Here is an 18,330-nt window from a genome sequence, read left to right as displayed (position 1 = left end):
CCATTCCACTCTCCTAACAGATGCACTCTTGTATCATCTGTTTCCATGATAAACATTAAGGTTGAGGGACATTATACGAACAGGTAAGCAATCTAAATCCCCCTACTTACGAATACTTTCGGAGGATGCCAGGGGGCGTAGAAACGTTACCGCATAAAGTTTGGGATGATACAATGAGCCCAAATAAACACGCAACCAAAGTGCACTAAAACTAGTAGCTTAAAGAATTATTTGATTGGGTTTATTTTAAATACCGTTTATTACTCATTGAAGTGCTGCCAAATCGCTTTAGCGACTGGTCCTTGTGGTTTGCTTTTTAGTTTTGCCACATAAATCGGCAAATTCAGTTCACCATAAGTGTCTAATACTAATAGCTTCCCGCTTTGGATCTCTTCATCAACAAGGTGAAGTGGCATTCTTCCCCAGCCAAGACCCGACTCTATAAGCGCTTTTTTGGTGGCTAAATCGGTCACATACCATTTAATGGTTTCATCTAAGATCCCTGTATCTGGAGCCTGTTGATCTGACGACTTCATAATAACTTGGGGATATTGCAGCAAATCGTTTTCAGACAGAGGCTCAGAAAGAGAAGGGACCAACGCTTTCGATATGACCAATGGAATATTAATGGTATCAATTTGAAGATAGTCCACTGAGCTGTGGCGGTTTAGACTGCCACAAATGGCTATATCGACATCTTCATCGATCAAACGACGCTCCCCAGACGCGACTTCAACATCTAAATGGATCGTTGTCGTTGGGAACGTCTTTTTAAGTTCAAGCAATAGCTCTGTGATTTTCTCTATAGGAAATAATGAGCCAATACCCAACCGTAGCTCTGTTTCAATGTCCCCTTTCATCTCTTTAACGAAGGTTTCAAAGTCACTCGCATGCTGGAGTAATCGCCTTATTTGCACAATAAGCATTTTACCTTCAGCAGTTAGCTCCGGTCGGTACGTATCCCGCGTGAATATCTGTATGCCGTAATGAGATTCCATCTGTTTAACAGAATAAGAAATAGCAGAGCGCACTTTATGTAGCTTTTCACTCGCCTTCTGAAAACTGCCTTCTTTACATATCGTTTCTATTACTTGGAGCTGTTCTAAATTCGTCATGGTCAAATAATATGACCATATCAGTCGAAAAGCTATGCTTTTTATTGACCATGGATAGTTCTAAAGTGTGTTTAAGCCACTAAACAACGCATGTAAGGACTGACTATGAAGATCAAAGAGCACACTATCCGAACTCCTGACAGCCAATTCAATGATCTCGTTGATTATCCATTTTCAGCTCATTATTTAGAAATCGATGGGATGCGAATGCATTACTTGGATGAAGGTAGTGAACACTCGAAAACTATTTTCTTGTTTCACGGGCAGCCTTCATGGAGTTACCTATATAGACATATGATCCCGTTACTGGTGAGTGAGGGCTATCGAGTGATCGTTCCAGATCTCATTGGGTTTGGTAAATCCGATAAACCCACTCAAGCATCTGCACATACCTATACAAACCATGTGCAATGGATGACAACTTTTGTTCGAAAAATCAATATTTACGGAGCTGCAGCATTTTTCCAAGATTGGGGAGGAATGATCGGCCTGCGAGTGCTCGCTCAAGAACCTTTATGGCTATCTCGGCTTATTTTATCTAACACCGCTCTTGCAGAAATGAACGGCCTTGAAAAGTTCATGGTTCCTAAAGTACTGAGAATATTAGCCTCTCTCGCTGGTAAAGCAGACTTAGCAGCGTTAACTCAGAAAACCAATTACGGAAATTGGGCAAGTTACTTTCGCCACGCCAACACATTGGAAATTGGTGAAGTAATACAAGCACTGAGCGTGAAGAACCTCTCGAAGCTAGAAAAACAAGCCTATGACGCTCCATTTCCGAACTCAGACTATTACGCTGCACCGCGCAAGATGCCAGAAATCGTGGCCTCTGAACTCAATCAAGTCAATGCCGATTGGGAAAAGTTGAAAGATTGGAATCAACCTGTCCTGACGTTATTCAGCGATAAAGACCCATTCTTAGCAGATAAAGGATACGACGTTAAATTCCAAGAAAATTTTAACGGTGCACAGCACCAGCCCCATTCAACAGTTAAAAACGCATCTCATTTTTTACAAGAGGATGAGTCAGAACAGTTAGTACAAAAAACCGTAACTTGGTTGCAGCAAACAAACTTTTAGGAGAAACAACATGAAAATACTCGCTATTGGTGCAAATGGAATTATCGGCAAAGCCGTTGTCGCAAACCTAGAACATAAACATGAAGTCATTCGAGTTGGGCACAGCAACGGAGACCTAACGGTTGACGTCGAAAGCCAAGCATCTATTAAAGCAATGTTTGAACAGGTCGGGATGGTCGATGCCATCGTCAGCATGGTTGGTAATGGTCAAATGGGTCAACTTACGGAAATGAAAGATTCTGGATTTTCGACCGTTTTAGATAACAAAGTCATGGGACAAGTCAATATTGTTCGTATAGGGCTCGACTACTTAAAGCCAAATGGCAGCATTACTCTAACTTCCGGTGAAGCAGCCTTTAACGCCATGCCTGGTGTCAGTGCTATTGCTATGGGTACAGCCGCAATCAATGCGTTTATCTCAAATGCCGCATTAGAGCTTGAGAACGGAATTAGGATCAATGCGGTTAGCCCTAGCATGGTTAAAGAAACGATGGTTCTATGGGGCATTGACAGTTCATCGGGTATCAAAGCCGATGATGTGGCTTCCTATTACTTAGCTAGTATCGAAGGGGCAGATACAGGAAAGGTATTTAGAGCAAACAATGGTGCATATGAAGCACAGCAGAAACCTGCCTATTTAGTCTCTTCTAGTCTTTACCCTACTGGGCACCCGTCACTAGAGAAATACGCTCAAGCGTGCGGCCCAATATTCCAAAAATATGGCGCGAAGCCAATGGTTATTGGTAACACTCAACAAGAGTTCGAGGTGATTGACGGACAGTGGCCAAGCCAAGATGCAAAAGTGTCTATCGTAAAGTTCCCATCAATGATTCATATAAAGGAATGCTTCGAGTCCTTGGAGTACCAACAGATAAAGCATTTACGTACTGATGCTATTGAAACTCACTTTTCGCTCGCGGTTGAATAGCTGATAGCGGAGGAGAGTGTTAAGAAATCTAAGAGGAAAGAAGAATAGGAAAGACGGCAGGCTATAAACGACTCGACGAGAGTCAAACCTGCCATTTTCAAATTAAGTATCTACAAACTAGGTTCTATAGAGAACCTTAACGACATGCCAACCAAATTTGGTTTTCACTAGATGAGGAACTAGCGTTTCACCAGAAAAACAAACTTTGTCGAATTGAGGTACCATTTGACCTTTCTTAAACTCGCCTAAGTCTCCACCTTTCTTACCTGAAGGGCATGTTGAGTGCTTCTTCGCTAAAGTTTGGAATTTCGCGCCTTTCTTAAGCTGCTTAATAATGTCTTCTGCTACTTCTTTATGCTTCACCAAAATGTGAAGCGCTGCTGCTGTTCTTGCCATGATAAATCTCTGAATATTGCTATGGGTAGGATTTTACCTCAAGATGACGGTCGGTTCACTCAAATTACGTTCTGTTGAGCTACTCTCATACTAGACCAACAGCGATAACAACTTGATGACAGCCCTTGTTCCCTTTACATTGGAGGGGATTACAATTTTGTAGGATGTATTTATGGCGAAAACGAAAAGCAAAGCGAATCAATCTCAGGGCATGTTGATGTTCAAATTGTCCCTTACACAGAGCTTTGCTATTGGAACGCTAAAAGTGCGTGAAATCGTACCTTACCAACCTACCACGCAAATCCCTTATTCTCACCACCATGTAATTGGCACAGTCACCATCCGTAATCTAACGGTACCGGTTATTGATATGTCGGCAGCGATTGGCTTTAGGCCGATATCGCCAGAGGAATACAAAAGCTGTTTTCTCATTGTGACTGATTGCCTAAGAACCGTGGTCGCTTTCTTAGTAAGGTCGATAGATAAGATCATTGAATGTGATTGGAAATCTATAGAGCCACCACCGGCTACTGTAGGGACTAATGCTTTTGTTACTGGCATTACCCGTTATAAAGAAAAGATCGTACAAATGCTCGATGTAGAGCTGCTACTTTCAAAAATATATCCTGAGTATGAGTCCGCTCAGGTTCCAATGTTGACCGACATCGAGCGCGAACAACTCAAAGCACTCAATATTTTATTGGTCGACGACTCTTCCATTGCTAGGAAACAGTTGTCCGACGCGTTAGATAAAATCAATATCCCATATAAGATTTGTAATAATGGGTTAGATGCCATTGAACTAATGCGCGAAGAAGCATCGAACCACCGCCCTATCGAAATGCTTGTAAGTGATATCGAGATGCCGGGATTAGATGGCTACGAACTTGCCTTCGAAGTGCAAAATGATCCAGCCCTGAATCAATCTTACCGGATTCTACACACCTCGTTATCAAGCGAGATTTGTGTCGACCGAGCACATCAAGTTGGCGCTCATGAAGCACTAGAAAAATTCAATGCAGGTGAACTGATTGAAGCAATGTTGCGAGGGGCAAAAACATTAGAACATGAAGCAGCTGTCAGCTAACTTCTTTAGCCTCTCAACGAAAAACACAGCCTATAGGCTGTGTTTTTTATTTCTTAGGCATATTGTAGCTTTTACTAACAAACTCTACTTCGTCCACCTGACGAATATGATTGGTATACGACGCTAAAGCATAAAAAGTATTAGCTAATAAATTCGCGTATTTGAATAAGATTGGATCCGGTGATTTCTTACCTGAGTGTTCTATTTGCACTAACGCCCGAACCACTTTTTTAGCTTGGCAACGGCATAAGTGTAACTGCGAAGCGATTTCATGACCTCCAGGAAGTACAAAACCTTTAAAGCCTCCCTCTAATATCGACCTTATCCCTTGATAGTCAGCCTTTAACGAATCTAGATCTTGCTGATTGATCGCGAGTTTCCCTCTGACAGAGCCATTTAAATGATAAACAAACGGCTGTAAGCGAGTCAGAATATCTCTCGATTTTTCGTCTAAATCCAATGTCAGTACCAAACCGACACGGCAACACAACTCATCAGACAATATTTCAAAGTCACAGATGGGGCTATCTTCATATATAAAGGGGTAGCAAAACTCATCCCAATCACGACTTACTGGTTTCATAGTTAACCTTTACAAATACGCTCAAAGTTCAGAAATATAACAAACTTAGTTCCCTACGTGGCGATAATTAGTAACCTGATCGCGAAAACTTACCATACGCGAGCCCGAAAGCTTTCTAGTACCGTTATTTATCGAGTCGGATACAAAAAAGCCTCCAATCTGGAGGCTTTCTATATACTGAGTAACTATTATTGATTAGAGACTTTTTTATGCCCTTCTTCAAGATGCACAAAATCGACTAGGTCATCACCTGATACTTGATAAGCTTGGCCAAAACCTTTTACAAACAAACCACTTTCAGCTTTTAGGTTGAATAAAACGAAGTCTTCAAGTTGGCTTAAACCGTCAATGATTTCACCAAATCGTCCCTGCATCTGTTCAACCACTTGACACCACAATTCGCTATCACGTTCAATCACGCTCGCTACAGCATCAAAGGTTAGTCGCTTACGAGCAAATAGCTGTTTTGCGCTGTCTTCGTCTTCAATCATCATTAACGATACTTGAGGGTTAGCTTCTAAATTGCGTGCATGTCGAGCAATTTTAGAGATTAAAACGAAGTAACCTTCTTGGTTTTGCACATACGGCGCGTAACTCACATTTGGGCGACCTTCTTCATCAACAGTGGCTAACTGGATGGTACGACGCTCTTGGCGAAACTCTTTAATTTCTGGACCTAAACGACCTTGAAGGCGTTCTTGCTTTACTTGTTGTTCCATTTTTCTTCCCTAATAAGACTTTTGTTATTTTATGTTTTAAATTCGATGTACTGATGGTAGTCAGTTATGACTGATATTGAGCTTGTAACGCTTTAAACCTTTCAACCTGCTCAGGGATCAGTTCGCGCTTTTCATTGCGCCCCAAGTAAATTTTGAATGCATTTGAACCACATTCGCTAAAGAAACCAAAATAGTGGCTTTCACGCCCCATGAACGGTTTACTCACTAAAGCGATTGTTTTGATAGTGTCGAGTTTAAGGTGACCATGTAATTCCCCTTCTTTCCCCATCAAGTTGTAGTACCCGCGAGCGACCTTTCCTTTTGGAAACGGGGCTTTGACTTCGAAGATAGAACCAAATGAATGAACAATTGTGGTTACAGGTCCCCAGCCTACCAATGTTTCCAAAATCAGTTGTGCATGGTCACCACTTAGCACAGATACCATTTCACTAGGAAAGGCACACACAACATCAGCCTCTGTCACACCTAATTTTTCGGCAATTGCCGCTGCCAGTAACTTAGGCTCGTCTTCTAATACCTGAGCAACTTGCTCAGTCAATGCTTGGTTATTTAGTGGGGCTTCAATTGGATTTTGTTGATTGCTCATGGTTAATGTCCATTTACTTTATGTTTATGTGTTGTATGGCTTGAGGTAGCAGCTTCTATATTGAGTACTTGTATCGCGCCTTGAGCTAAACTTACGGCCCAAAATCTGCCCGCAAGTGTTAGAGACAAGTAATTACCAGTTAGTTCAACCAAGCCATTGCTTTGCCACTTTTGGAACAGCGGCGTCAAAAATTCAAAAAGGTCTTGACCTTTATATAAAGGTAGACCGTCACGTCGAATGACACCGGAATCAAAGCCAGCTTTCAACGCAGAAAAAATAGGTTCTAAGTCGCTTTGCCTAGTCATCATGGCAATAGGAGTGACGCCTTGCTTCATTGCGTCCATATAGGTATCTAGCGAGCGATGCTGCATTAACCCGAAACCACCAATGTTTCCCCCGGCACCACACCCCACAGGCAACACTTCGGCGTATGTTTTAGCTAGGCTGTTATAAATACTGCGTTCGCGGTTATCACGAGCCCAGTGATTCACACTTAATTGCTTAATATGGTGTTTATTCATAAAGTCGACGCCGACTTGATACATACTTGCTTTATCTGGCGTTGTAGCAGGTGGAGGGATCCGTCCTTTTTCAACAAGGTTCAACATAGGCGCATTGCCACCAACAACGAGTTGATACAAGTCGATCCCATGCGCTCCTGTCGACAAATAGTCTTCTAAATCTTGTTCGAAGATATCTACGGTTTGATAAGGAAGCCCATACAATAAATCCAGCACAATAGGTGCTTGTTGAGTTTGACTAAGAGCAGAAATACGCTCTAAGACCACTTCCCTATCATCTAAACGTTTAGCGCTACGCCTCACCTGAGTATTAAAGCTCTGAATACCAAATGAAAAGCGATTGAAGCCGCCTTCCAGTGCTCGTTCAAACATTTCATCGCCAAAGCGATTAATACGACCTTCTAAGGTAATTTCCACGTCTGTCGCTAAAGGAAAAAGCTGGTGAATGGCTTTACCTAGTTTTTCAATTTGCTCGGAAGAAAGATCAGTCGGAGTACCACCACCAATGTATACCGCGTGAAATAGCCCTGATTGAGCCCAATCTGTTGCTGCCTTCTGTTTCAACTCCACCATTAAGGCTTCAAAATATTCATCCACAAGCTTACGACTGGCTGCGTTTTGAAAGAAATTGCAAAACGTACATCGGACGCGACAAAAAGGAATGTGAATATACAAGCAACGCTTATCACTTTTTTTTCCTTTTGAATCCAGCAACCTATCAAGAATTAAATGATGATCTTGTTGTAGAACTGGCATCGCCATTCCACCAGCATGAGCAGAGTGTTTTTTAGCAAAAGCAAAACGTAGCGGATCAGGTGATGAAACACCCAAAATAGATTCGTCAAATTTATAAATATCGAGGGACATATAATTCTCTTAATGCTTACGTAGCAATACTTGGAAGACTGTTCGCTAAAAGTTGCAGAGATCATAATTTCCATTAAATGATAATGCAATTGATAATTGATCTTATTTGCATTCTAAGCAATAATCTTCCTCTCTCGAAATGGCTATGTAGGAAGAAATAGGTGAACGTACCAAGGTATATAATTGCAGGTAGTGCATCGGTAATACTGCACGCTGCATTTTTATTCGTTGCTCAGGAAAGCAAAGTCTTTGCGATGCCTGCTGGTAGCCAATCGAAAGCGGTATCTATTAACTTTGTCGCGAGCGCCCCAGCATCTTCAACACCACCTAAGGCGACCGAAGCACCTACACAAGAAACATCAAAAGAAGTCGCTTCACAGCCGGAAGTGCAAACTGCAACGGCAGCCGAAGCTCCACAAGCCTCTACTCAAAAACTGGCTCCTGTTAAGAAAAATACAGCTAAGTCTAAGCCAGCGACAAAGGTACCTACTCCTAAGGCTCAAAACAAAAGTACCAAAACAGCTTCAAAGCAAAATCCTCAGCTAAACAAAACGCAGAAAAAAGAAATCGCCAAAAAACAACCTGTAAAACAGGTTCAGCCGCCAACGCCAGAAGTAGAAACCATAAAAGAGCCTGAAAAAGTTCAACAGCAAACACCAGCTCAGGTGGTAAACAACGGCGTGAGCAATGCTCCCGTTCTCGTCCAAAAACCAAGCTTTGCTCGTAAACCCTCTCCACCACGTTACCCACGTATGGCTCGTAAACGTGGGATCGAAGGGGTTGCCACCTACGAAATATGGCTCGACAAAGAAGGTAAACAAATCAAGCAAGCATTAGTGGACTCTTCAGGTGCTCTTATGCTCGATAAAGCAGCACTCGATGCCATCAAAAAATGGAAGTTTTCCGCTCACATAGTGAATGGCCAAGCTATCGCCCACCGAATTCAAATACCAGTTCGTTTTAAATTGGATTAAACATGGAACAGATAAATCAGCTTCAACAACAACTTGGCTTAATGACTTGGCCACTTCTCATTTGCTCAGCTTTGACCGCCATGATCATTGCAGAGCGTATTTTTCAAGTCTTGCTATGCCTAGGCGGAAGCCGCAAGGGAATACGTAAACAGCTTGATTCTATTTCCCCACGCCAAAGTCAAGACATTGAATCTATCGCTAATGAAATGTCGAATAGACGCCCACTCATATTTAAAGGTGTGGCAATGGTTCTGGCTCATCACTCATTCTCTAAAACCTTGCGAGAAGACGCCGCTAATATCTGGCTGCAAGAAAAACGCAACCAACTTCATGCTGGCTTAAGGCTTTTAGCATTGATCGGCGTATTAAGCCCACTGATCGGTTTATTGGGTACCGTGCTTGGTTTGATTGAAATGTTTAAAGGTGTTGCGGCTTCCAGCGGCAATATCACACCCAATGATTTAGCAGAAGGACTTGGGCTTGCTATGCGTACCACCGCAGCAGGCTTGCTTATAGCGTTACCTGCGATTGCCGGTTCTCAATTACTTGGACTATGGGCTGATCGCTTAGTCGCTAAGTTGGAACATGCACTGAATTTCTCAAACTTGTGGCTAGAAGGAATGGAAATCGCCCCTAACTCTTCAAATCAGCAAAATGCAGAATCAACCATTAAAGAGCAAGCAGCATGATCAAAGTCTCTGATCAATCTCGTTCGGCTTCGTCTGCTGTCGACTTAACTCCATTACTCGACATTATCTTTATCGTGATGGTGTTTCTAATGCTAACGGCATCTATCCGCTTGGACTCTCTCGATGTCAACTTACCGAGCACTGAAACATCCGCAGTTTCAGAAATAGATAGAGAATCAATTACTGTCAACATTTTGGACAGAGAACCGTATTGGGCAATCAACAGCAAAGAATATATCGATTGGGACAATTTCAAAATTGCACTTCTCGAAGAAACCAATACGAATACTGACAAGCCGATAGTCATTGGCGCAGATAAAAAAGCGGACGTCCAACACTTAGTGAAACTCCTCTCTTTTTTACAAGATAACGCTATTCCAGCCACTCAACTTTTAACTCAAGAGCAATAAAGCAGCCTATAGATAGCTGAATTTAAGTCGCTCTCAACGGAATCAAATAAGAACAATATTATGACAAGACCGAATACGTTCATCACTTCCCTTCGCTCACAATGCTCTGCACTGATCGCGGCGTCTTTGTTTATGGCAATACCAACAGCGGCTCTAGCTGAGCAGCCAACTCGAATTGTAAGTGCTGGCGCAGCGGTGACTGAGCTGGTGATAGCACTGGGTGCTGAAGAGCAGTTAGTGGCCGTCGATGTAACAAGCCAACTTCCTAGTGAATTAGAATTACCAAAAATTGGCTACCATCGCCGCCTGTCTACAGAAGGTTTATTGGCGCTACAGCCGACCACTCTAATCGGTTCTGACGAAATTGGCCCAGACTCGACCATCCAACAGCTTAAGAATATAGGTGTCGACGTCGAAATTGTTAACACGGAATCGAATGTTGAAGGCCTACTGAAACGCATCGACCAAATAGCAAAAATCACTCACACCCAAGACACAGCGATGACAGTGAAAGCTAAGGTAACAAAACAAGTTGAAGCATTAAAAAACAACCAGGTAGCCTCAACAGAAGCTAAGAAAATACTCTTTTTGCTTATCCATGAAGGACGACCAGCAAACGTGGCAGGTTTAGATACAACACCTGACGCTATCATCACCTTAGCGGGCGGCATTAACCCTGCAGCTAGCATGCTGACATCTTATAAGCCTCTTTCTATGGAGTCGCTTGTTGAAATGCAACCCGATGTAATTCTAGTAAGCGGTAGAAGTTATAAAAAGCTAGGTGGTGCGGATAAAATTCTAGCGGCCTTACCTATGCTTGCTGCAACACCAGCCGGTATAAACAAAGCAATCATTACTGTAAATGGCAGCGCATTAGTCGGTGGTTTGGGCTTAAACAGCTTAGCTGAAGCGCAGCGCTTAAACGCGCTAATTTACCCATAGAGAGCGTGGCATGTCTTTAAGAACCACCCCACTTCGCGTGATGATGCCAGTGTTCGGAGGAATACTGGCGATAATGGCATTGTCGTCCATTACTGTTGGGCCAATGAATATCACTCTAGTCGATAGCGTGACTAGTTTATTTTCCTCAAGCAATGATTTAGCACCGCACATCAACTTAGTTATCMAAGAGATCAGGCTCCCGCGTACCATCTTATGTATGTTAATTGGGGCAATTTTAGCCATGTGCGGAACTGTAATGCAGGGGCTATTCAGAAACCCATTAGCAGAGCCCGGTATTATTGGGGTATCTGCAGGTTCTGCATTGGGTGCAGCACTGGCTATCGTGCTTTTTTCTGACCTAGCAGAACAATATCCAAACTTCATGAATTTTGCTGCTTTACCTATTTTCGCATTTATTGGTGGAGCATTAACGACATTACTTGTCTATAAGCTAGGTACGAATAAGTTTGGAACTTCAGTAACGATTATGCTTCTTGCTGGCGTAGCAATAAGTGCTTTGTCTGGTGCTGGCATCAGTTATTTGAGTTTTGCTGCAGACGATCAAATGCTTCGCGATCTCTCATTGTGGTCTATGGGATCACTTGCCGGCGCCAACTGGCCAAGTATTGCTCTTGCTGGCGTCACCCTCATTATGCTTTCACTGCTATTTTACCGCAGAACCATGGCATTGAATGCACTATTGCTCGGTGAATCGGAAGCTCAGCATTTGGGTATCCCTGTCCAAAAACTTAAGCGACAACTTATTTTGCTTACTGCGGTTGGAGTCGGTATCACAGTTAGCCTATCGGGCACTATCGGATTCGTGGGGCTGGTTGTCCCGCATTTAGGCAGAATGTTAACAGGACCAGACCACCGAACCTTGTTACCACTTTCAGCAATATTAGGTGCGTTGCTGCTCACCGCGGCGGATATGTTCTCACGTATTGCAGTTGCACCTGCAGAACTACCTATTGGCATTGTTACTGCCATTATTGGTGCCCCTTTCTTCCTATATCTATTATTCCAGCAGAAAGGCAGGATCATGTAATGAAAACCGTATCACTACGTGCTGAAAACCTATCAGTAAAAATTGGTCAGAAAACCATAATCAGAGATATCTCATTAGACATTTATGCAGGGGAAGTGACCACTTTACTTGGCCCTAACGGGGCAGGTAAAAGTACTCTGTTGAAAGCCCTGTGTCAGGAGACGTCTAGTAAAGGTGGTATTGAGTATTTCGGCCACTCCATTGATAAATGGCCGCCGGAGCGTCTAGCGAAGCATTTAGGTATGCTTCCACAGCATAGCACTCTCACGTTCCCATTCCTCACTCATGAAGTAGTAGAGCTAGGGGGAATTCCCCTCGGAGTTTCCAATAAAGATATGAAGGGTATTACACAGGAATACATGGATTTAGCCGATGTGAGCCATCTTGATAAGAGGTTATACCCATCCTTATCAGGCGGAGAAAAACAACGCGTGCATTTATCAAGAGTACTCACTCAACTGCACCATTCAGGCGAGCAATGTATCTTAATGCTTGATGAACCTACTTCTGCATTAGATCTAGCGCACCAGCACAACACTTTAAAAATAGTGAGGCGCTTAGCTGACGAGCGAAATGCCGCTGTTATTGTTGTTTTACATGACCTTAACTTAGCAGCCCAGTATTCAGACCGTATGATCGTATTACAAGAAGGGAATATTGTTTGCGATAAGAGCCCATGGGAAGCGCTACAACCGAGGATGATTGAAGAAGTATATGGTTACCAGTGCATTATAGAGAAACACCCTACATTAGGCTTCCCACAGGTTCACCCTGCTGCTTAATGCTTCACTATCTTCAAATGTACAAACCTTCAGATATAAAAAAAGCTCCATAAAGGAGCTTTTTTTATATCTGAACCTACTAGCGGCTCATACGWATCAGTGATTTACCAATCAACCACTCTAGCTCTTTACCGCTAGTGTCGCCAAACTGGCTTTCAGTCAGCTTGTATAAACGGTCAATGCCGTTTGCTGCGAATTCATGTGCATTTTCAGCTGTAACGATATGGTGGAACAGCAGGCGTAAAATTGCCAAGAACTCAGAATCTTCTAGTGCTTTAACCCAGCTTGATGAAAATGCATCTAAGCCGTTTTCAAAATCAATGTGTTCCATGAACATCTTAAAAATACGACCGTCTAATGCCGCAGTAAAATCTGTCTTCTTTGGAAAGTGATGGCTAATACCAGTGCGAGACACGCCTGTTTGTTGGCTTAGTGTTGTGTAAGACATCTTGTCGTAACCCAATCTAAGTAGTTGGTCTACAACGGCATCCATAATCTTCTGAATCGTGATTTCAGTATCTTCTTTACTACGCTTTGGCATATTTCAGGCTCTTCTCTTTTTAAATCCATCTAACTGTTAAGATGTCAGAATGAAAATCGTTATCAGTATTATTTAATTAAGGGGCATCACGCAAGTATTCTATGCTAAAAACCAAAATGCATTCTGTAATGCCATTTTTACAGGCAAGTGTCTAAGCGCACTCTCACATAAATTGAATACCATCTGCTATCCTACATCTCCAAGCCAGCCATGAATAATAACTACTTAGAATATAAAATACCTAACGATCATTGATCGTATAAATATATATCAACGAATAGATAGTCTTATAAAATCAAAGCTAGCGCAACTAACTGAATGACATTCTGACAAAAATATGACACTGAATTTCAGCAAAACAAGATCTAGATCACGCTTATTTCTTTCCTTATTCAACGTGCATATTCACTCAACTCCTTATCAAACAACATATCATACGAATATATATTTGCTCAAAGACTTTTGATTTTTGTGGATAGAGATCAAATTGCTCGATAGAATAACCACAGTTTAAGTAAGAGGATTTGTTATGAATCAAGAAGAAGTCGTTGAAAATACAGTGTGTGAAGCCTGTGGCTGTGCTGGCGAAATGGGCTTTATCATTAAAGAAGGTGACGACGTAGCCGAAGTAACCATCTATGCGGAATCAAAAGCATTGTTAGAGTCAGAGTTTGCTAAATACTTAACGTTAGCAAAAGAAGTGTCTTCAGCTGTTGAGTATGAAGCCACTGAATTAGTGGAAGACTCAAAAGAACTAAAAGCATATTTTAAGTTTGAAGTAAGCGCAGAAAAATTAATTTTCGAATTAAAGACTCGCTCATTAGCTCGATAAGTATAATTGTTCACTAGTTGAACATTTGTCGATAAGCGCAGTTTGTCAGTAACGTACTATAAGGGCGAGCCTACTGAGGTTCGCTTTTTTGATCGAGTTGTTGCCACTTCACCGCCCCATTCAATTCAAAGTCATTTTCAGACACACACTCAATCAAAACGCCTGAAATATTCAATACTGCACCTAAGCTATAGGCTTTATCTTCGTAGTAACAGATTTTACCTCCTCCCTTCGCATCCGTGACAACGATTGCACTTCGGCCTGGCGTAGAGATGACCTTATTAGCAAATGCAGATGAGACTAAAAACAGACTCAGCACCGAGCTCATCACAACAGTTCGTGAATAGCTTTTGATTACATGCTCCATTTCATCGACTCCAACTATTTCTGATTGAAAGGCTATTTATCGCTATAGTGTAAGTGACTCGGGCAACTTTAGACATTTTATGCGCAGACAACTGTCGATTCTTTTGGGTGTGGTAACACTTTCATTTCATGCTCACACAGAACCATTAGACCAATACATGATCCTTAACCACTTAGACAACTATGGGAACTTATATCTACGAAATAAGCCTTATACGAGTTTACCAGAACCGCTAACGGTTAAAGGAAACCTAAATATAGAAAAGACGGCAATCAAGAAGTTGCCAAAAGAGTTGGATATTCAGGGGAGTCTACAAGCCGCTAATAGTGATTTAGCTCGCGTACCCTCAGGTACAAAAATTAAAGGCTATGCAAACCTGCTAGGAACTCAAATAAAAAGTTGGTCTAAAGGGGTCAAGGTTGGTGGTTTTATCAACTTTACCGACACACCTTTAACTAAGTTGCCCAACCGCTTTCGAGTGAAAGGTGACCTTAGCCTTATTAGAACCCCCATAACGCAGTTACCAGAAGGTATTGTGGTTGATGGTGACCTTTATTTAGGAGGCTCTGGTATAACTAAGTTCCCAGACACCATGACGGTAAAAGGTAACATTTACCTAGGTGGGAATGTCATAACTAAATGGCCGGAAAACCTAACCTTAGGTGGAGCCGTCGCAAGATAGTACTTTCAGATGTTACACATACAAAAAAGGAGCAATTTATTGCTCCTTTTCAAATAAGACTCTTAGAAATAATTATCCAATGTTTCTTACAGGGTTCGCATAACTATCAATCAAGTACTGATGTGCGCCTTCAGGAAGGCCAGCCAGTTTAGTCGCTAATGTTTGCTTAACATTGTCAGTGACTTCTTCCGTTTCACGCTCAGCAGCCAATAAGTTAATTGGGAACAATTTGTAGTTATCGTGAATTTGGCGATCAATTTCTGCTGCAAATTCCTCAGGCGTCTCAAAGCTACTTTCGATTGGTGTGCCGAAGCCAATGTGAACACGGCCTTTATTACCAATGATACCTTGAATGATACTTTCAATATCTTCAAATTCACCTTTTTCGTAAGTACCTTTAGTCGCTTTCTCAAACAACTCTAATGCCTTAGCTGTATCACACGGATCATTCTCGTAAGAGATCGATACTGGCACAATATTTAATGACTTAGTGTAGTCAGGGAACGCTATTTTTTGCTTACGCCCTTCAACATGGAACATCTTAAGGATCGCAGGATCAGTAAAATCATTACCGTCTTTCGCTCGACCTTCTTTCTGAGCAATCCAGATAGAGTTTCCAGTTTCTAGCGAATGCTTTATGTAAGATGAAAGCTGTCCAAGCGCTTTCATCATCTCACGTGGTCCTTTCAAAGAACGCTTAACAATAAAGCTTTTATTCAAACGCATCAGTTCAGTCGCACATGGCTTCTTCAACAAGTTATCGCCAATCGCAATACGAACGGTACGGTGACTTTCTTGGTGAAGCGCATAGTTAACTAATGCAGGGTCCATCGCGATGTCTCGGTGATTAGAGACAAACAAATACGATTGCGATTTGTCGAGTTCATCAAGACCCGAATATGTCACACCGTCTGTTGTTTTTTTAAGTGTGTTGTGCAGATACTTTTTTACTTCTACCTGAATAGCTTCAACACTTTTCAGTTTGCTCCACTTCATCTTTAAATAAGCTTTCAATAGTGGGCTCATTAAAGCTTTAAACCAACCAGCATGATTAGCGAATCGATAATGCAGAATTGCATTGATAAATTCTTCATCGTTGATTAAACGGTCAAGTGCCGCTGGAATTTCGTCGTCGTTGTACGGGCGAATATCAAGATATGGATCAGTATTAGAAGTCATTTTTCACTACATTAAATAAAAAGCTCGCTCATTCTACGCATTGTTTCCGATTATCGCAGCAACATAGCCCATACTTTTCTTAAGGTCAGACCAGAAATGATAAAAATATTGGCTTGTAGTTGGCATTTTTTGCTAATAACGTTAATCTTAGCGCCCCAAAATTAAGGTATTTGCTATGAATTTCGCTGTTGAGTATACATCCACTATTTTTTCGCATCTGGTTATCACACCTAGGAAAAAAGTACTCAAGCACAGTCTTATTCAAGTTTCTCAAGGGCTCGCCTTAGTCAAGCTAGGGAAAAATGAATACGCAGTCGAGGCTGGGCAATCCATATGGATTCCATTCGACTGTCTGGTTTCAATTAGCTATTTTCCTAATACCATCGTAGATAAAGTCGATTTCTCGGTACGTTTGACAGACAAATTCCCTCAACAAGCAGGGTACGTTAGACAAACGGCACTGTCTGCAGCATTGCTTGATAAGCTATCAACGAAGAAAGTGAATGAACAGGCGACAAAAGAGCTGCTTGCTGTATTAAAACAAGAAGTTTTAGCGCTAAGCCCACTCTTATCTGAAAGCAAGTTGAGTAAGCGTTTTAACTCTTGGAACTTAGACGATTCACCATTATCACAAGAACACACTCTTGTTATGGTAATGCGAGAGGCTAAGAAGCGTCTCCAGTCTGGAAACAAAAAAAGCAAAGTCATTGATGACCTGTTTGCAGGAAGAGCTGAAGAGTTCGAGCAATTATGCCTGTTAGTGTTTGGGCAAAGCCTATAGTTGTCCCTATAAAAGCGTAAATGCCATATAGCAAAAAGCCGCATAGTGATATGCGGCTTTTTAAATTTATAATCAGCTCAACAGGCTGCTTTAATGTATGATTCGTTAAAACGGTACTTCAATTTGCATCATCACATCGGCTTTTTCATCTTCATGCCAACGGTAATCAAATCGCATACGAGGTTCACCATCTTCTTTGTTACCAAAACCTAAACTCAACTGTAAACCGTGGTTCATTAACCACTCTTCCGTCGACATATCGTTTTTCTGGCTATCAAGCTCTTCAGGGATCCACATCCCTAAGCCAAAGTGGTTATTGGCAACACTTTGAGTAAGTAACGGAGCATCTTTGCTTTGCAGCGCCCACTCACTCCAATAATCGACTGGTTCAGCATTGGCAGATTCGTCTTCCAATAAACCACCCATAGTGATGATTTCACGACCAATAGAATCTAGGCTATTAGAGAGACTAAGGCAGTTACTTTCCGTAAGCATGATCGACTCTTCACTAAAAAACTCACAGCTAGCGCTAGCAGGCATTGAGAACGCTGCTATTAATATTGATGCTGTAGCTGTTGTTTTTATCATGGTTGTCCGACCTCTTAAACTTTACGGGGCAGTGTTACATATAGGTTAAAATCTAGCAAGATTTTCATTACTGATGGAGTAGTCAATTGTTCAATTTTTTGACCTTGATTCAACGAATTGCGAATATCGGTGCTACGAACCTGTACCTTTTCAGGGCAAGCCATCACTGACCACTGCTTACTGATTTCTTCTGCTTTATAAAAAGAAGAGAATTTAAAAAAGTTATCAGGCCCTATAACAAAGGTTATATCGGCATCAGGATAGCGAACTTGAACATTTTTTAACACATCATACGTTTTAACAGTTTCGCTTGGTTCGTATAGCTCCTTTTCAATAAGAGACAACTCAACATTCGACGAGTTCATATCTTTAATAAAAGCTTCAATCAATTGCGTTCGCATATCAAAGTCCAGCATTTCCTTGCCCCACGCATGCGCAATACTGGGTACAAGCAACACAAGATCAAAGTGACTAAGCGACTCAATGACACTTTTATGACCTAGGCTTGGTGGATTAAAAGCGCTTCCAAATACAGCTATTTTTTTCATGTTCTATTGATGCCTTAGCAAATAGGTTTTTAATCCAATGATTTCGGTATGATACCACTAGTAT

General features: G+C 41.8%; 23 protein-coding genes. 12 read left to right on the top strand and 11 right to left on the bottom strand.

Features of this window, described 5'->3' with window-relative positions; translation table 11 throughout:
• Positions 1-260: 260 nt before the first annotated feature.
• Entirely contained in the window at positions 261-1,115 is an 855-nt protein-coding gene (locus tag L4C33_RS11145) for a LysR family transcriptional regulator (protein ID WP_428812507.1), read from the bottom strand.
• 105 nt (positions 1,116-1,220) lie between these two features.
• Here L4C33_RS11145 and L4C33_RS11140 point away from each other — a divergent pair, with 105 nt between their 5' ends.
• Both L4C33_RS11140 and L4C33_RS11135 read left to right on the top strand, forming a co-directional pair.
• Entirely contained in the window at positions 1,221-2,195 is a 975-nt protein-coding gene (locus L4C33_RS11140; RefSeq protein WP_428812506.1) for a haloalkane dehalogenase, read from the top strand.
• Positions 2,196-2,205: 10 nt separating this feature from the next.
• A complete protein-coding gene (locus L4C33_RS11135; RefSeq protein WP_428812505.1) occupies positions 2,206-3,123 on the top strand; it encodes a short chain dehydrogenase in 918 nt (305 codons plus the stop codon).
• A gap of 117 nt (positions 3,124-3,240) precedes the next feature.
• On the opposite strand, the gene ppiC is transcribed toward L4C33_RS11135, so the two are convergent.
• The gene (gene ppiC, locus L4C33_RS11130; protein ID WP_004731852.1) at positions 3,241-3,519 is read right to left on the bottom strand and encodes a peptidylprolyl isomerase PpiC; all 279 of its coding nucleotides are present in this window, start codon (positions 3,517-3,519) and stop codon (positions 3,241-3,243) included.
• A 172-nt stretch (positions 3,520-3,691) separates the two neighbouring features.
• Between ppiC and L4C33_RS11125 the strand changes: the two genes are divergently transcribed.
• Entirely contained in the window at positions 3,692-4,606 is a 915-nt protein-coding gene (locus L4C33_RS11125; protein WP_428812504.1) for a chemotaxis protein, read from the top strand.
• A 46-nt stretch (positions 4,607-4,652) separates the two neighbouring features.
• On the opposite strand, the gene L4C33_RS11120 is transcribed toward L4C33_RS11125, so the two are convergent.
• From L4C33_RS11120 to hutW, 4 genes are all read right to left on the bottom strand, one after another.
• Positions 4,653-5,189, bottom strand: coding sequence for an ATP:cob(I)alamin adenosyltransferase (locus L4C33_RS11120; protein ID WP_428812503.1), 537 nt, complete (start codon positions 5,187-5,189; stop codon positions 4,653-4,655).
• Between the two features lie 188 nt (positions 5,190-5,377).
• Positions 5,378-5,908, bottom strand: a complete 531-nt coding sequence (gene hutZ / locus L4C33_RS11115; protein ID WP_428812502.1) for a heme utilization protein HutZ — start codon at positions 5,906-5,908, stop codon at positions 5,378-5,380.
• A gap of 64 nt (positions 5,909-5,972) precedes the next feature.
• The gene (gene hutX, locus L4C33_RS11110; protein WP_428812501.1) at positions 5,973-6,515 is read right to left on the bottom strand and encodes a heme utilization cystosolic carrier protein HutX; all 543 of its coding nucleotides are present in this window, start codon (positions 6,513-6,515) and stop codon (positions 5,973-5,975) included.
• Between the two features lie 2 nt (positions 6,516-6,517).
• Positions 6,518-7,903, bottom strand: coding sequence for a heme anaerobic degradation radical SAM methyltransferase ChuW/HutW (gene hutW / locus L4C33_RS11105; protein ID WP_428812500.1), 1,386 nt, complete (start codon positions 7,901-7,903; stop codon positions 6,518-6,520).
• Between the two features lie 161 nt (positions 7,904-8,064).
• On the opposite strand from hutW, the gene L4C33_RS11100 reads away from it, so the two are divergent.
• The 6 genes from L4C33_RS11100 (at position 8,065) to L4C33_RS11075 (ending at position 12,748) form a co-directional block, all read left to right on the top strand.
• Positions 8,065-8,877 (top strand): energy transducer TonB, encoded by an 813-nt coding sequence (locus L4C33_RS11100; RefSeq protein ID WP_428812499.1) that lies wholly within the window; start codon positions 8,065-8,067, stop codon positions 8,875-8,877.
• A gap of 2 nt (positions 8,878-8,879) precedes the next feature.
• A complete protein-coding gene (locus L4C33_RS11095; protein ID WP_428812498.1) occupies positions 8,880-9,566 on the top strand; it encodes a MotA/TolQ/ExbB proton channel family protein in 687 nt (228 codons plus the stop codon).
• The gene (locus tag L4C33_RS11090; protein WP_428812497.1) at positions 9,563-9,976 is read left to right on the top strand and encodes an ExbD/TolR family protein; all 414 of its coding nucleotides are present in this window, start codon (positions 9,563-9,565) and stop codon (positions 9,974-9,976) included. Before L4C33_RS11095 ends, L4C33_RS11090 begins: the two co-directional genes overlap by 4 nt.
• Before the next feature lie 132 nt (positions 9,977-10,108).
• A complete protein-coding gene (locus tag L4C33_RS11085) occupies positions 10,109-10,918 on the top strand; it encodes a heme/hemin ABC transporter substrate-binding protein (protein ID WP_428812508.1) in 810 nt (269 codons plus the stop codon).
• 10 nt (positions 10,919-10,928) lie between these two features.
• Positions 10,929-11,966, top strand: a complete 1,038-nt coding sequence (locus L4C33_RS11080; RefSeq protein WP_428812496.1) for a FecCD family ABC transporter permease — start codon at positions 10,929-10,931, stop codon at positions 11,964-11,966.
• Positions 11,966-12,748 (top strand): heme ABC transporter ATP-binding protein, encoded by a 783-nt coding sequence (locus L4C33_RS11075; protein WP_428812495.1) that lies wholly within the window; start codon positions 11,966-11,968, stop codon positions 12,746-12,748. The genes L4C33_RS11080 and L4C33_RS11075 overlap by 1 nt, the downstream gene beginning before the upstream one ends.
• Before the next feature lie 79 nt (positions 12,749-12,827).
• Here L4C33_RS11075 and L4C33_RS11070 read toward each other — a convergent pair whose 3' ends face one another.
• The gene (locus L4C33_RS11070) at positions 12,828-13,289 is read right to left on the bottom strand and encodes a TetR/AcrR family transcriptional regulator (RefSeq protein WP_428812494.1); all 462 of its coding nucleotides are present in this window, start codon (positions 13,287-13,289) and stop codon (positions 12,828-12,830) included.
• Positions 13,290-13,818: 529 nt separating this feature from the next.
• On the opposite strand from L4C33_RS11070, the gene L4C33_RS11065 reads away from it, so the two are divergent.
• A complete protein-coding gene (locus tag L4C33_RS11065) occupies positions 13,819-14,121 on the top strand; it encodes a YfcZ/YiiS family protein (RefSeq protein ID WP_428812493.1) in 303 nt (100 codons plus the stop codon).
• 70 nt (positions 14,122-14,191) lie between these two features.
• Here L4C33_RS11065 and L4C33_RS11060 read toward each other — a convergent pair whose 3' ends face one another.
• On the bottom strand, positions 14,192-14,488 hold the full coding sequence (locus L4C33_RS11060) for a DUF1496 domain-containing protein (RefSeq protein WP_428812492.1): 297 nt from the start codon (positions 14,486-14,488) through the stop codon (positions 14,192-14,194).
• 79 nt (positions 14,489-14,567) lie between these two features.
• Between L4C33_RS11060 and L4C33_RS11055 the strand changes: the two genes are divergently transcribed.
• Positions 14,568-15,170 (top strand): hypothetical protein, encoded by a 603-nt coding sequence (locus tag L4C33_RS11055; RefSeq protein ID WP_428812491.1) that lies wholly within the window; start codon positions 14,568-14,570, stop codon positions 15,168-15,170.
• Positions 15,171-15,242: 72 nt separating this feature from the next.
• On the opposite strand, the gene L4C33_RS11050 is transcribed toward L4C33_RS11055, so the two are convergent.
• The gene (locus tag L4C33_RS11050; RefSeq protein ID WP_428812490.1) at positions 15,243-16,349 is read right to left on the bottom strand and encodes a 1-acyl-sn-glycerol-3-phosphate acyltransferase; all 1,107 of its coding nucleotides are present in this window, start codon (positions 16,347-16,349) and stop codon (positions 15,243-15,245) included.
• A 175-nt stretch (positions 16,350-16,524) separates the two neighbouring features.
• Between L4C33_RS11050 and L4C33_RS11045 the strand changes: the two genes are divergently transcribed.
• Positions 16,525-17,130: an AraC family transcriptional regulator gene (locus tag L4C33_RS11045; RefSeq protein WP_428812489.1), complete on the top strand. Its 606-nt coding sequence runs from the start codon at positions 16,525-16,527 to the stop codon at positions 17,128-17,130.
• A 105-nt stretch (positions 17,131-17,235) separates the two neighbouring features.
• Here the strand turns inward: L4C33_RS11045 and L4C33_RS11040 are convergent, their stop codons facing one another.
• Together L4C33_RS11040 and L4C33_RS11035 are read right to left on the bottom strand one after the other, a co-directional pair.
• On the bottom strand, positions 17,236-17,718 hold the full coding sequence (locus L4C33_RS11040; protein WP_428812488.1) for a hypothetical protein: 483 nt from the start codon (positions 17,716-17,718) through the stop codon (positions 17,236-17,238).
• Positions 17,719-17,732: 14 nt separating this feature from the next.
• A complete protein-coding gene (locus L4C33_RS11035) occupies positions 17,733-18,266 on the bottom strand; it encodes a nicotinate-nicotinamide nucleotide adenylyltransferase (RefSeq protein ID WP_428812487.1) in 534 nt (177 codons plus the stop codon).
• Positions 18,267-18,330 lie beyond the last annotated feature (64 nt).

This window comes from Vibrio makurazakiensis, from assembly GCF_050337375.1.
GTDB classification, from domain to species: Bacteria; Pseudomonadota; Gammaproteobacteria; order Enterobacterales; family Vibrionaceae; genus Vibrio; species Vibrio makurazakiensis.
Note: the sequence above shows the minus strand (reverse complement) of the source record. Positions and strands in the feature narration are given on the sequence as shown.